This window comes from Bacillus sp. SN1 (assembly GCF_002796895.1).
Lineage (GTDB): Bacteria > Bacillota > Bacilli > Bacillales > Bacillaceae > Bacillus > Bacillus inaquosorum.
The window spans coordinates 274,553-289,116 of the sequence record NZ_PHIE01000002.1 but is presented as its reverse complement, the minus strand read 5'-3'; the positions used below and the strand labels follow the sequence as shown (position 1 = coordinate 289,116).

Below are 14,564 nucleotides of genomic sequence, written 5' to 3'. Positions count from 1 at the left end.
ACAAAAGGAAAGGGGATGTACGCTATGAACGGGCAAGAGCGAAGCAGTATTTCGAAAGGATTACAGGTTGATATTGTATTGAAAGCAGATCAAAAAACAGGAAAACTGACGAGAGGGACAGTAAAGGATATTTTAACGAAATCAAGCTTTCATCCGCACGGCATTAAAGTCCGGCTTGAAGATGGCCGCATCGGCCGCGTCCAGCAGATCATTTCTACATAAAAAAAAGCTGCTCCTGAACAGGGCAGCTTTTTTCTTTATTTTTTCTGCAGAAAAACCACTTTTAGATAGTTGCCTTCCGGGAACGCCGAAATCGTTTTGAAATCCTCCGGCAGTGTAAATTCCTCAATGATGGTGTAGCGTTCATTTGTTTCTTTAAAGGCGGCATCGACAAAGCCTTTGAATTTCTTTATGCCGAAGGCGCTGCTGTTTGTGGAAGCAACGATGATGCCCTTGTCAGCTGTGATGGCGATCGTTTCCTTCAGCAGGTTTTTATAATCCTTGGCCGCGCTGAAGGTGCGTTTTTTTGTACGCGCAAAGGAAGGCGGGTCGAGAATAATCAGATCAAAGCGCAGATCCTTTTTCGCTGCATACGAAAAATAGTTAAACACGTCCATCACTTTAATGTCGTGTGTCTCGTAATCCAGCTTGTTCACGCTGAATTGCTCAATCGTTTTGGCAAGGCTCCGGTTTGCCACGTCCACGCTTGTTGTTTTCTCCGCTCCGCCAAGCGCCGCTGCCACGGAGAATGCCCCCGTATAAGAAAACGTATTTAACACTGTTTTTCCTTTTGCATAGCGGTCTCTGATCACCTTGCGCACATGTCTCTGATCCAAAAAGATGCCTGTCATGGCGCCTTCATTCAGATCCACCGCGTATTGAATGCCATTTTCCAGAATGATGATTGGGAACTCGCCTCTTTTCCCCTTCACGAAGTCATCATCTTCAACATATTGTCCCGCCGTGTCGAAGCGTTTTTTCTCGTAAATGGCTTTATAGTCCAGTTTCAGCTCATCCAAAGCGGAAATCAGCATGTCTTTAAAGGCGTAAATGCCTTTGCTGTACCATTGAACCAGCAGGTAGCCGTCATAATAGTCGATCGTGACGCCGCCAACGCCGTCTCCCTCACCATTGAACATGCGAAAAGCCGTTGTATCTTGGGCCGCGAAAAGTTTGGCGCGCGCTTGAACCGCTTTTGTTAATTTGCTGAGAAAAAATGCTTGGTCAATCTGTTCATTCTTATTGCGGGTAAGCGTCCAGCCGACCCCTTTGTTTTGCAGGCCATAATAGCCCCGCGCAAGAAACTCGCCGCTCTCAGACACGATATCAACGAGGTCTCCTTCTTTCACGTGCCCCGCACTCCCTGCGAGAGCTTCCTTTTCAATGAGCGGATAGCCTTTTTTGATTTTTGCAGCATGTGCTTTCTTTAGGGTGAGTAGCTTCATATATTTCGTCCTCTTTCTGTTTGCTTTCTCTTATCGTACCACAAAACGCCAAGATGTCTGCATTGACAGAAAGGAAAGGTTTTTCTACGATAGACAAAAAGAGTTACGAGGAGGAGCAGCATGGCAAAACGAATTGACCATACAGGCATTATGGTAAGGGATATCAACGCGTCCATCACATTTTATGAAGAGGTTCTCGGCATGAAATTGAAGGATCGCATCACACATACGAACGGCGTAATCGAGCTTGCTTTTCTTGGTTTTGAAGACGGTCCGGAAACAGAAATCGAACTGATTCAGGGCTACAGCAGTGAGCTTCCCGTCGAAGGAAAAGTGCACCACATTGCCCTGCTGACGGATGATATCGCGGCTGAATATACAAAAGCGGAAAGAATGAACGCGAAATTTATCGACGAAGAGATCACAACTCTTCCAAACGGGTACCGTTACTTCTATATTGAAGGTCCTGATGGCGAGTGGATTGAGTTCTTTCAGCGTTAAGAAAAAAGCAGCGTAACGCTGCTTTTTTTATTATTTAAACGCTTACAAAATCACGAAACATTCTCACCCCCAGATTCAACCGCACTCTCTTCCTTCCATTTTTGATGATCCCATATTCTGAAAAACGGATAGTAGATGGCGCAGGTGATCAGCAGATTCACCAGCTGCATAACGGCACCCGATACCTTTCCGCCTGTCGCCAGGTAGCCTGATATGAGCGGCGGCATCGTCCATGGCACGGCGATTCCGGCCGGCCTTGCCACCAGTCCGGTGCTCATGCCGATATAGGTTGCGGTAATTGTGAGGAGCGGGGCTATGATGAACGGAACGATGAGGAGCGGGTTCATGACAATCGGCATACCGAAAATAATCGGCTCGTTGATATTAAATAGCGCAGGGCCAATCCCTAGTCGGCCAAGCTGCTTCATTTGTTTGCTCCGGGAGCGCACAAGCATCGTCAGGACAAGCGCCAGCGTCGCTCCGCTCCCGCCGACATTGATCCAAATTTGAAAGAACTGAGTCGTAAAAATACTCGGCAGCGCCTCGCCAGCCTGAAACGCGAGACGGTTGGCATCCATCGCGCCGTACCAAATCGGCGCCATGATTCCGCCAATGATTGAAGCCCCGTGAATCCCGCACGACCAAAGCAGCATCTGCACAAATTCCGCGATCAGACTTCCGCCCAGACTGCCGCCAAGAATGGAAAGCGGTGTGCCAAGCAGGTCTCCTACGACATTGTGCAGGCTCTGAAAAGGCGTCATTTCAATCAGAAGACGCGCCAGCCACACTAGAAAAACAATGATAAAGCCGGGAATCAGCGCGACAAATGATTTGCTTACCGCCGGCGGCACGCCGTCTGGCATTTTGAAGACGATATTTTTTTGAATAATGTACCGATAGATTTCAGTCGAAAACAAGGCGATCAGCATGGCGACAAATAAACCCTTGCTGCCAAGCAGTGTGATCGGGATTCCGCCCCCGACCATGATGGATTCCGTTGAGCCATCCGGCGTAAACGGCACTTCAAACGGCGTTGCCAACAGAAATGCGGCAATTGATATCGCACCGGCTGATAGGGCATCGACACCATAGCTTTCTGCCAGCCGATAGGCGATTCCAAACGCGGCGATCATCGCCATAATATCAAATGAAGCATTAACGGGATAACCCAGCTTATCCGCCCACTCTTTCCCAAACACACTCGTCATGAAATCAGCATAACCGGGAATCGGCAGGCTCGTTAAAATCAAAAAGACAGACCCGATAATAATCAGCGGCATGGTCAGGATAATTCCGTCACGCAAAGCGCTGAGATGCCGCTGCCCGGCAATTTTCCCAGCGACAGGCATTATTTTTTCTTCCATCACCCGAGTGAATGCGCTCATCTGAAAAGCCCCCTTTTCTCATTGCTTTGTGAACAACCTTCGCAATGTTTTCTTTATCTTATTTTGAAAACGCTTACAAATTCATTTGGAAAATTTCCTCTTCCTGCGGAAAAAATCTGCATGGGCTGAACAATCCTGTCCATGAAAATATTTTTTCCTCCTTACTATCAAACTCTCTATTTTCTCCGATATATATATCAAACATCATAGAAAAAAGGAGATGAACCATGAAAAACATGTCTTACAAACTCATTGTAGCAGCCACTCTGTTTTTTAGTTTTCTCGCCATAGGCCCTCTCGCTCATGGGCAAAACAGCAGTGAGAAAGAGGTTATTGTGGTTTATAAAAACAAAGCGGGCAAGGAAACCGTTCTGGACAGCAACGCTGAGGTTGAACAGCAATATAAGCATCTGCCGGCGGTAGCGGCCACAGCAGATCAGGAGACAGTGAAAGAATTAAAACAGGATCCTGATATTTTGTATGTCGAAAACAATGTCTCCTTCACCGCAGCAGGCAGCACGGATTTCAAAGTGCTGTCAGACGGCACTGACACCTCTGACAACTTCGAGCAGTGGAACCTTGAGCCCATTCAGGTGAAACAGGCTTGGAAGGCAGGACTGACAGGCAAAGATGTCAAAATTGCAGTCATTGACAGCGGGATCTCCCCCCACGATGACCTGTCGATTGCCGGCGGGTTTTCAGCTGTCAGTTACACCTCTTCTTACAAAGATGATAACGGCCACGGAACACATGTCGCAGGGATTATCGGAGCCAAGCATAACGGCTACGGAATTGACGGCATCGCACCGGAAGCACAAATATACGCGGTTAAAGCGCTTGATCAGAACGGCTCGGGGGATCTTCAAGGCCTTCTCCAAGGAATTGACTGGTCGATCGCAAACGGAATGGACATCGTCAATATGAGCCTTGGCACGACGTCAGACAGCCAAATCCTTCATGACGCCATGGACAAAGCTTATGAACAAGGCGTTCTGCTTGTTGCCGCAAGCGGGAACGATGGGAACGGTAAGCCAGTGAACTATCCGGCGGCATACAGCAGCGTCGTTGCGGTTTCAGCAACAAACGAAAATAATCAGCTTGCCTCCTTCTCCACAACTGGAGATGAAGTTGAATTTTCAGCGCCGGGAACAAACATCACGAGCACTTACTTAAACCAATTTTATGCGACAGGAAGCGGAACATCCCAAGCGACACCGCACGCCGCTGCCATGTTTGCTTTGTTAAAACAGCGTGATCCTGCCGAGACAAACGTGCAGCTTCGTGCAAATATGCAGAAAAATATCGTTGATCTTGGAACAACAGGCCGCGATCAGCAGTTTGGCTACGGCTTCATCCAGTATAAAGCGCAGGCAACAGATTCAGCGTACGCGGCGGCAGAGCAAGCGGTGAAAAAAGCGGAACAGACAAAAACACAAACCGATATCAACAAAGCGAGAGAACTCATCAGCAAGCTGCCGGATTCTGACGCCAAAACAGCCCTGCAAAAAAGACTGGATAAAATACAGTCATACAGAAATGTAAAAGATGCGAAAGACAAAGTCGTAAAGGCAGAAAAGTATAAAACACAGCAAACCGTCGATACAGCCCAAGCTGCCATTAACAAGCTGCCGAACGGAACAGACAAAAAGAACCTGCAAAAACGCTTAGACCAAGTAAAACGCTATATCGCATCTAAGCAGGCGAAAGAGAAAGTGGAGAAAGCGGAAAAAAGCAAAAAGAAATCAGATGTAGACAGCGCACAATCAGCAGTCAGCAAGCTGCCGGCAGGTTCAGAAAAAACGTCCCTGCAGAAGCGCCTTACCAAAGTGAAAAGCGCCAATTTGAAAACGGCGCAGCAATCAGTCGCAGCAGCAGAAAAGAAATCAACTAATGCAAATGCGACAAAAGCACAATCAGCAGTCAATCAGCTTCAATCAGGCAAAGACAAAACGTCCTTGCAAAAACGGTTAGACAAAGTGAAGAAAAAAGCAGCGGCCGCCGAAGCAAAAAAAGTTGAAACTGCCAAAGCCAAAGTGAAGAAAGCGGAAAAAGACAAAACAAAACAAGCAAAGGCATCCGCTCAGTCTGCAGTGAATCAATTACAAGCATCCAATGAAAAAACAAAGCTGCAAAAACGGCTGAATGCCGTCAAACCGAAAAAGTAACCAAAAAGCCTGTAAAACTTGTATTCTAAGTCTTACAGGCTTTTTTACATCCCTAAAAACACCACGCACAACCTTTTTCCCATTCACCGCACAGGCTTTTCATACTATTGCTATCCAGCCATGAACAGCATAAAATGAACGTTATTACAGTTATCACCACATATGGCGGGATTGTGACTGGTCAGGCAGGCAAGACCCAATGATGCAAAGGGAGTATTAGTGTGTCCAAAAAATCAGGGCATTCTAACTCTTCTTTTCGTGTTGGGCTTATAACGGCGACATGGACAACCCCTATTCTCATGCTCCGTCACCGACGCGGGCATTTTTTGTTGTCCCTGCACGTTTTGTCATTATCAGCCGGTATTTCTCACTTTTTTCATTTTGATTGTCAACTTTTCATTTGATACGATGAACAAGCCGACTTTTCTTCAGCAAAGGAGGTTTTGATTGCTTGCAAAAAGAGATTGCAAAAGAATTATTGCTCCTCGCAGGAGGAAAAAGCAATATTATCAGCATCAGCCATTGTACGACCCGCCTTCGTTTTGAGGTAAAAGACGAGACGAAAATCGATATACATGCCATAGAAAATCTGCAAGGTGTACAGGGCACCTTTTTCCGATATGGGCTGTTCCAGATTATATTCGGAGCAGGCATCGTCAACAAAATATATAAAGAAGTTGTTCACGTGTGGGAGACCGCGCCTTCTGAAGAGCCTGTTCAACAGAAAAAGGCCAGCCGGAAGCTGAACCCTGTCGCAGCATTTGCAAAAACACTGTCCGATATTTTTGTGCCGATTATCCCGGCAATAACAGCAAGCGGCCTGCTCATGGGGCTGATCGGAATGATTAAGGTGTTTCACTGGTTCGCAGCTGACAGCCCGTGGATCAAAGTGCTCGACCTCGTGTCCAGTACAGCCTTTATTTTGCTGCCGATTTTGGTCGGCTTCAGTGCCGCACGACAATTTGGCAGCAACCCATATTTAGGGGCAGTGATAGCAGGGCTCCTGACGCATCCTGATCTGCTGGACCCGTCTATGCTCGGCAGTAAAACCCCCGCTTCCTTAGACATCTGGGGGCTGCATATACCAATGATGGGCTATCAGGGCTCCATTATCCCGATTCTTCTCTCCGTTTATGTCATGAGCCAAATCGAGAAGCTGTTAAAATCGATTGTGCCGAAGTCGCTCGATGTCGTCATCATTCCTTTTATTACGGTCATGATGACAGGGTGCCTCGCGCTGATTGTGATGAATCCCGCCGCGTCTATCATCGGCCAGATCATGACACAGTCGATTGTCTATATTTACGATCACGCCGGCATTGCCGCCGGAGCCCTGTTCGGCGGCATCTACTCCACCATCGTTCTATCTGGCTTGCATCATAGCTTTTATGCGATAGAGGCAACGCTGCTTGCTGACCCGCATGTCGGAGTGAACTTTTTAGTGCCGATATGGTCGATGGCGAATGTGGCCCAAGGCGGAGCGGGGCTTGCGGTTTTCTTCAAAACGAAACAATCAAGCCTGAAGAAAATTGCGCTCCCTGCTTCTCTGACCGCGTTTTTAGGGATTGTGGAGCCGATTGTATTCGGAGTAAATGTCAAACTGATCCGCCCCTTTATCGGAGCTGCCATCGGCGGCGCTATTGGCGGAGCATACGTGGTTGCGGTACATGTCGTGTCGAATTCCTACGGACTGACAGGCATTCCGATGATTTCAATCGTGCTGCCGTTCGGCGCAGCTAATTTTGTTCATTATATGATCGGTTTTTTGATCGCGGCCGTCTCTGCTTTTATAGCTACATTGTTTCTCGGGTTTAAAGAAGAGACAGAATAACTGGATTTATTCGTTTTCATTCATAAAACGGGGGATGAAAGGACAAAAAAAGCTATGAAAATTAAAAGAATCTTAAATCATAATGCTATCGTCGTAAAGGATCAAAATGAAGAGAAGATTCTCTTAGGTGCAGGAATTGCGTTCGATAAAAAGAAGAATGATATTGTCGATCCGTCAAAAATAGAAAAAACCTTTGTCAGAAAAGATACACCTGACTATAAGCAGTTCGAAGAGATTTTAGAAACATTGCCGGAAGACCATATTCAAATTTCCGAGCAAATTATCTCCCATGCCGAAAAAGAGCTGAACATCAAAATCAACGAGCGCATTCACGTCGCTTTTTCAGACCATCTTTCCTTTGCGATCGAACGCCTGAGCAATGGAATGGTCATCAAAAATCCGCTGCTGAATGAGATCAAAGTTCTTTATCCGAAGGAATTCCAAATCGGCTTGTGGGCCAGAACGCTAATTAAAGATAAACTTGGGATTCACATTCCTGATGATGAAATCGGCAATATTGCCATGCATATCCACACAGCAAGAAACAATGCCGGTGATATGACACAGACGCTTGATATTACAACAATGATCCGTGATATTATCGAGATTATTGAAATTCAGCTGTCAATCAATATTGTTGAAGATACCATTTCTTATGAACGGCTTGTGACCCATCTCCGCTTTGCCATTCAGCATATCAAAGCGGGTGAATCCATTTACGAGCTGGATGCAGAAATGATCGACATTATTAAAGAGAAGTTTAAGGATGCCTTCCTGTGTGCCCTAAGCATCGGCACATTTGTGAAGAAGGAATACGGCTTTGAGTTTCCTGAGAAAGAATTGTGCTATATCGCCATGCATATTCAGCGGTTTTACCAACGGTCAGTCGCACGCTGAGGCAAACAAAAAAACGCTTTTGAGCTGATCAAAAGCGTTTTTTATATCCGATTTATTGGTTGATCGCCGGATTGCTGATTGTATTCCACTTTGTATACGACATGTAATGGAAATACTGATCGCGATATGGGTGTTTCGTATTGGAATTCCAAGGCTTTTCTCCGCCGCAGAAGTGGACAATGGCCGGGTTTTCTCTCGTTTCTCTATAAAACTTCTGTCCTAACAGCGTCGCAGGCGTTTTTTGTTTTAATATGATATAGGTTTGAGCGTTCCAGCGCGGATGAAGTTCATACCACTGATCATACAAGATCGCATTCAGTGCATCTTGATCGTGCAGCACAAGAAAGTCTTCAGACGGGTTTTCATTGATAAAGTTGATGACTTTTTCTGTGATGTTTTGCTTTCTCCAAGGTTCAAAATCAATAATCATGATACCTGAGTTAAAATACTTCCCTGTATCACTGACATTCATTTCTTTCAGGCGTTCATGCTGCCCCGCATCCTCAACAGCAGCAACCGTATATGGCGCAATATCCAAGTCCCACAGTTTCGAAATATCCTCAAGGATAATCGCATCACAGTCGATATAAATCATTCGTTTGATGCTTTCGTCCTTAATTAAGTCAGGAATCGAAATGCGGTAATACGCCGCTTTTGTAATATGGCTGCTCTCTACCGCATGTTCATACATATTGGTATCCACTTCTAAAAATTCAATCGGGACGCCGAATTTCAATGTGGTTTCTTCTAGTCTTCTTTTGTTATCAGGCTTAATTCCGCCATCAATGACGTATAATTTTATCTCTCTCTCCCGATCCATATTTGTCAATAAAGAAACGAACATCCCACCTAAATGACGAGCATAATTATCATCTGCGCATGACACGATATGCATAATTTCATCTTTCTTCAATGGTATTCATCTCCCTTTGTGTTGTACAAGTTACATTCCCGATTTCAGAAAATTAAACACTATTCTTCAATATTTTTTTAGACAGAATGTGCTATACAACAAAAAAGGTGTCACTTTTTGAACATGCGATATAGCCAATAAAGGACAAAAAAGCTTGCGATCGTAATAGCTTCAGCCGAAGCGATATACCACGGCCACGGCCCGAGAACATCCAGGAGAGAAGAACCGCCCGGTTTTTTCGTCAAATACATGTAATTCGCGCCAATCCAGCGGTCAAGCAGATAAATGCAGACTCCGTACACATTGACAATCAGGACGGTCACCCATAAAGAGCGCTGGCCCATTCTGTAAGTGCCGACCACCGCCATCAGCAGGCAGGATAAAAACACAGACCCATGCGAAATAAAAAAGAGGATATATCGCACATGCGGAAATGAAAACATACCGAGGTCAGGTGTCAAAAGAGCCTGAATCGAGCTGCCGATGCCGACAAAATATAAAAATACAAACAGCCTCCTGCTTTTGGTCACCAGCATGATGGCTGACAAATACACCGACAGGTCACTAAGCTGGAGAGGCAATGAAGTGCGCACCGACCACCTGCCCGTGGCAATCATCCATATTTGATAGCCGATTTGCGAACCAAGCAACAGAAATACAAACAAATAGCGCAGAAACCGGCTGACATTAGGCCGCTTGACCGCCTTGCGGAACAGAAACAACAGAGTGGCCAAAAGAGCGATAATCGCTAACGTCACCACATGCTCTGCTGAAAAAAGGTGAAACGGATCATGTTTATAGACGGATTGAACATATTTTTGCAAGATTGCACCCCCGTTTGTGGTCTTTTCTTTATTTTGTGGTTCTTGCGGCATTTTTTATTCAAGCGATATAGTTTGGCTTGAAGTTCAAATCAAACTCTGTTACAATTCATTTCATAGCTAATGATTCTGATAATTTAAGGCAGGCCTAAAAAATGGAACGTTCCTATCAACATCAGCAGCCTCGGAAAGAAGAACATGACACACTATCTAAGCTTAAACAAATGCCCGTTGAGTCACTGAACCTGGAAGCCATATCGATTGCGACGAACCTGTATCGGTCTGCGCAAAAGCTCCGTGTCAAAATGGAGACTGAGGTTCTTTCTTCTTATAAACTTTCTTGGACCGCTTTCTCCATTCTTTATGATCTATGGGTATGGGGGAAGCTCGAAACGAGAAAAATTGCTGAGCTGTCAGGCATTTCAACAGCTACAGCAAGCAACGTGATCAAAACGCTCGAAAAAAAGAGTTTTTGCCGTAAAAGCATCGACACAAGAGATCGACGACTCGTGTTTGTCTCCATCACCGATTCCGGCAAACAAGCGATCGAAGAACTCTACCCGGAGTTTCACAAAGGGGAAACAGAGCTCATTGCGGGAATGACGAAGGACGAACAGAAAACACTGACAGAGCTGCTTAGAAAGGTAGCTGACAATCTTCATACAACATAAGCTTTGACGGGAATCCAGTAGCGGTTTGTCTCCCTGTTTCAGAGAGCCGGCGGAAGGTGCGAGCCGGCACACAGGCTAACGTGAATTACCTCCCCGAGCTTTCTTTGTGAACCTTAGTAGCAAAGAACGGGAAACCGTTATTCGAATGAGCGGAAGACGATGTCTTCAACCAGGGTGGTACCGCGTGCATTGAGCCACGTCCCTTATCGGGATGGGCTCTTTTTTGTGTTTCTAAAAAAGGAGGATGAACGATGAAAACATTTGATCAGCTTACAGCTGCACAGCAAAAAGAAGTCGAAAGACAGCTTCAGCTATACATGACAGGCGCCCATGAGGTCATACCGCCGGAAGAATTAAAGGCCAAGCTAGTCAAATCCGTTTCCACAGGCACACCGCTTAAAATTAAGCTCGGATTAGATCCATCTGCACCAGATGTGCATTTGGGCCATACAGTTGTGTTAAACAAGCTTCGCCAATTTCAAGAAAACGGCCACATTGTTCAGCTGTTAATTGGGGATTTCACAGGAAAAATCGGGGATCCGACCGGAAAATCAGCAGCCAGAAAGCAGCTGACTGATGAAGAAGTTCAGCAAAACGCCAAAACATACTTTCAGCAATTTGGAAAAGTGCTTAATCAAGAAAAAGTCGAGCTTCACTACAACTCGAAATGGCTGAAAACATTGCATCTGGAGGATGTCATTGAATTGGCAGGCAAAATAACGGTAGCCCGCCTGATGGAGCGCGACGACTTTGAAGAACGCATCGCCATGCAAAAACCGATCTCACTCCATGAATTCTTTTACCCGCTGATGCAGGGATACGATTCCGTCGTTCTCGAAAGCGATATTGAATTAGGCGGAACAGACCAGCATTTCAATGTGCTGATGGGACGGCATTTCCAAGAACGATACGACAAAGAAAAACAAGTTGTCATCCTTATGCCGCTCTTGGAAGGCTTGGACGGCGTTGAAAAAATGTCGAAGTCAAAAAACAACTACATCGGCATTGACGAACATCCAAACGACATGTACGGAAAAACAATGTCACTGCCCGACAGCCTCATGAAAAAATACATTCATTTGGCAACGGACTTAGAGCTTGAAGAGAAAAAACAGCTCGTGAAAGACTTAGAAACCGGCGCCGTTCATCCAAGGGATGCCAAAATGCTTTTAGCCAAAACGATTGTCCGAATGTATCACGGAGCAGAAGCCGCTGAAGCTGCCGAACACTCGTTTAAAACAGTCTTTCAGGAAAACAGCCTGCCTGAGGATATTCCGGCTGTGAAATGGGAAGGCGAGAAAGCGCCAGCGGTTGTCGATCTGCTCGTCACATTGAAGCTTCTCTCTTCGAAGAGCGAAGCGCGCCGCATGATTCAAAACGGCGGTGTCCGAATTAACGGAGAGAAAATAACAGATATCCACGCTGATGCAGAGATAAAGGAAAATATGATCATCCAAGTCGGCAAACGCAAGTTTTTAAAACTCCAATAGTCTGATATCCAGAAACGCTTATGACCCTTTATTCATAAGCGTTTTTTTGCAGGTATAAAGCACTGTCTTTTCAAAAACGCTCTCCATTTTGCAGGAAATACCTTTAGCATCCCGAAATAATCCTCATCCATACATTAGGGGAGGTTTATTTTCGATGAAAAAGCTTTTGACTGTAATGACGATGGCTGTTTTAACTGCCGGAACGGTTCTCTTGCCGGCACAGAGTGTCACCCCTGCCGCCCGCGCTGTTCAAATATCAGATAGCGAGCGAGAGCTCCCATTCAAAGGAAAGCGTGCGTATTCCACCATTTCTCAGCTCAGTGAAGCAATCGGCCCCAGAATAGCCGGAACTGCCGCTGAAAAAAAGAGTGCCTTATTGATCGCCTCAACCTTGAGAAAATTAAAGCTTGATGTGAAGGTTCAACGATTCGGTATCCCTGACCGGCTTGAGGGAACGCTGTCTTCAGAAGGACGCGACATTCTTCTCCGGGCGGCATCCGGCTCAGCCCCGACTGAGGAAAAAGGGCTGACGGCTCCGCTTTACAATGCTGGCTTAGGCTATCCAAAGGACTTCACCGCTGACGCCAAGGGCAAAATCGCCTTGATTTCCAGAGGAGACCTGACATATTACGAGAAAGCCAAAAATGCCGAAGACGCCGGAGCGAAGGCTGTCATCATTTATAACAACAAAGAAAGCCTCGTGCCTGTGACGCCAAACCTGTCGGGAAATAAAGCCGGCATTCCTGTCGTTGGCATTAAGAAAGAAGACGGTGAAGCCCTTGCCCAGCAAAAAGAAGCCACCTTAAAACTAAACGCATTCGCAAACCAAACCTCCCAGAACATCATTGGCATCAAAAAACCAAAGAACATCAAACACCCAGACATTGTGTACGTCACGGCCCATTACGACAGTGTTCCTTTTTCGCCCGGGGCAAATGACAATGGCTCAGGAACCTCTGTTATGCTGGAGATGGCACGCGTCTTAAAAAGCATTCCTTCTGACAAAGAAATCCGCTTTATCGCTTTCGGCGCTGAAGAGCTCGGCCTGCTCGGCTCCTCTCATTATGTAGAACATCTATCGGAAAAAGAGCTGAAACGAAGTGAAGTGAACTTCAACTTAGACATGGTAGGCACAAGCTGGGAGAATGCGTCTGAGCTGTATGTCAACACATTGGACGGCCAATCTAACGATGTTTGGGAATCCAGCCATACAGCCGCTGAAAGAATTGGGTTTGACAGCCTGTCTCTGACACAGGGAGGATCATCTGATCATGTGCCGTTCCACGAAGCCGGCATTGATTCCGCCAACTTTATTTGGGGAGACCCGGAAACCGAAGAAGTTGAACCGTGGTATCATACCCCTGAAGACTCGATCGAACATATCAGCAAAGAACGCCTCCAGCAGGCCGGCGATCTTGTGACAGCCGCTGTCTATCAAGCTGTGAAAAAAGAGAAGAAACCGAAAACCAATAAGAAACAAATGAAGGCCAAAGCCTCTGACATTTATGAAGATATTAAATAAGAAAGACGGCACTTGATGCCGTCTTTTTAAGGTAATGAGCTATTTAGCTGTCTATAAGTAAAGCTTTCAGTTTATCTGCCGTATTTTCTTTCTCTAACGGCCGATAAATGGTCAGTTTCAAATCCGGTGAGTCATAAATTTGCAATGTCATATGCTCCATCACCATTGTGCCCGCTGACGGGTGATGAAGCACTTTTTCGCCTGCGTGTGTGCCTAACACTTCGTGGTGGTTCCACCATTTTTTAAATTCTGGGCTTACTTCAGTTAACTCATCGATCAGCTCTTTTATCCATGCTTCCCCGAGAAACCGGCTGGCTGTCGATCGAAATTGTGCGATGAGTTTTTTGGCGTGGCTTTCCCAGTCGTCCAGCAGATTCCGGTACTCTTTCGACGTGAAACATCGCCATATGGCGTTCCTTTCCTTTCTGCCCATTTGGCCAAAATCGCCGAACACAGCACACGCCGCCGTGTTCCAAGCAATAACGTCCCACTTTTCGTCAGTCACATAAACAGGGCAATTGGTTAAATGATCAATAAAGTGCCGCACAGCCAGAGGAAGGCTCTTGTTTTCCTCATCCTGATCATCTAAAAGAACATGATGTCCTGCTAACAGAAAGACATGGCGTTTTTCCTCGTAATTCAATTTGAGCACTCTTGATATGCTTTCCAGTACCTGTGCCGATACCCGAATATCCCTTCCCTGCTCCAGCCATGTGTACCATGTGACACCAATACCGGACAGCTGGGCCATTTCCTCTCTTCTCAAGCCTGTCGTTTTCCTTCTGGTGCCTAAAGGCAATCCAAATTCTTGCGGAGAAAGCTGCGCCCTTTTTAATTTTAAAAACTCACCAAGTTCTTTCCGTTTTTCTGCCATACCGTCCACATAAACACTCTCCTCCTGCATAGAATTTCCTATTTGTATT

At 45.9% G+C, this 14,564-nt stretch carries 13 protein-coding genes and 1 other annotated feature; of the genes, 8 read left to right on the top strand and 5 right to left on the bottom strand.

From position 1 onward, the window contains the following. The first annotated feature begins 24 nt into the window (after positions 1–24). Entirely contained in the window at positions 25–222 is a 198-nt protein-coding gene (locus CVV77_RS10175; protein ID WP_003236073.1) for a YwbE family protein, read from the top strand. A gap of 35 nt (positions 223–257) precedes the next feature. Here CVV77_RS10175 and CVV77_RS10170 read toward each other — a convergent pair whose 3' ends face one another. Further along, positions 258–1,445 (bottom strand): class I SAM-dependent rRNA methyltransferase, encoded by a 1,188-nt coding sequence (locus tag CVV77_RS10170; protein ID WP_100275324.1) that lies wholly within the window; start codon positions 1,443–1,445, stop codon positions 258–260. 120 nt (positions 1,446–1,565) lie between these two features. On the opposite strand from CVV77_RS10170, the gene glxA reads away from it, so the two are divergent. After that, on the top strand, positions 1,566–1,946 hold the full coding sequence (gene glxA, locus CVV77_RS10165) for a glyoxalase GlxA (RefSeq protein WP_003236077.1): 381 nt from the start codon (positions 1,566–1,568) through the stop codon (positions 1,944–1,946). Between the two features lie 50 nt (positions 1,947–1,996). Here glxA and celB read toward each other — a convergent pair whose 3' ends face one another. Beyond that, positions 1,997–3,331, bottom strand: coding sequence for a PTS cellobiose transporter subunit IIC (gene celB / locus CVV77_RS10160; RefSeq protein WP_019259832.1), 1,335 nt, complete (start codon positions 3,329–3,331; stop codon positions 1,997–1,999). 227 nt (positions 3,332–3,558) lie between these two features. Between celB and CVV77_RS10155 the strand changes: the two genes are divergently transcribed. The 3 genes from CVV77_RS10155 (at position 3,559) to sacY (ending at position 8,224) form a co-directional block, all read left to right on the top strand. After that, positions 3,559–5,496, top strand: coding sequence for a minor protease Epr (locus tag CVV77_RS10155; RefSeq protein WP_100275323.1), 1,938 nt, complete (start codon positions 3,559–3,561; stop codon positions 5,494–5,496). Positions 5,497–5,947: 451 nt separating this feature from the next. After that, positions 5,948–7,327, top strand: coding sequence for a SacY negative regulator SacX (gene sacX / locus CVV77_RS10150; RefSeq protein ID WP_100275322.1), 1,380 nt, complete (start codon positions 5,948–5,950; stop codon positions 7,325–7,327). A 54-nt stretch (positions 7,328–7,381) separates the two neighbouring features. Further along, on the top strand, positions 7,382–8,224 hold the full coding sequence (gene sacY, locus CVV77_RS10145) for a transcription antiterminator SacY (protein ID WP_019259836.1): 843 nt from the start codon (positions 7,382–7,384) through the stop codon (positions 8,222–8,224). A 52-nt stretch (positions 8,225–8,276) separates the two neighbouring features. Here the strand turns inward: sacY and CVV77_RS10140 are convergent, their stop codons facing one another. Then, complete coding sequence (locus tag CVV77_RS10140) at positions 8,277–9,137, bottom strand: glycosyltransferase family 8 protein (RefSeq protein ID WP_100275321.1); 861 nt, start codon at positions 9,135–9,137, stop codon at positions 8,277–8,279. Positions 9,138–9,247: 110 nt separating this feature from the next. After that, the gene (locus CVV77_RS10135; protein ID WP_100275320.1) at positions 9,248–9,961 is read right to left on the bottom strand and encodes a YwaF family protein; all 714 of its coding nucleotides are present in this window, start codon (positions 9,959–9,961) and stop codon (positions 9,248–9,250) included. 152 nt (positions 9,962–10,113) lie between these two features. Between CVV77_RS10135 and ywaE the strand changes: the two genes are divergently transcribed. The 3 genes from ywaE to ywaD all read left to right on the top strand — a co-directional run bounded on the left by ywaE (position 10,114) and on the right by ywaD (position 13,641). Further along, entirely contained in the window at positions 10,114–10,629 is a 516-nt protein-coding gene (ywaE, locus tag CVV77_RS10130) for a tyrZ transcriptional regulator YwaE (protein ID WP_100275319.1), read from the top strand. Beyond that, positions 10,624–10,836: a binding site (T-box leader), on the top strand. It overlaps the preceding gene by 6 nt. A 44-nt stretch (positions 10,837–10,880) precedes the next feature. Further along, positions 10,881–12,119 (top strand): tyrosine--tRNA ligase, encoded by a 1,239-nt coding sequence (gene tyrS, locus CVV77_RS10125; protein ID WP_100275318.1) that lies wholly within the window; start codon positions 10,881–10,883, stop codon positions 12,117–12,119. A 154-nt stretch (positions 12,120–12,273) separates the two neighbouring features. Further along, positions 12,274–13,641 (top strand): aminopeptidase YwaD, encoded by a 1,368-nt coding sequence (ywaD, locus tag CVV77_RS10120; protein WP_100275317.1) that lies wholly within the window; start codon positions 12,274–12,276, stop codon positions 13,639–13,641. A 43-nt stretch (positions 13,642–13,684) separates the two neighbouring features. On the opposite strand, the gene CVV77_RS10115 is transcribed toward ywaD, so the two are convergent. Continuing rightward, a complete protein-coding gene (locus tag CVV77_RS10115; protein WP_100275316.1) occupies positions 13,685–14,524 on the bottom strand; it encodes a helix-turn-helix transcriptional regulator in 840 nt (279 codons plus the stop codon). Positions 14,525–14,564: the final 40 nt, after the last annotated feature.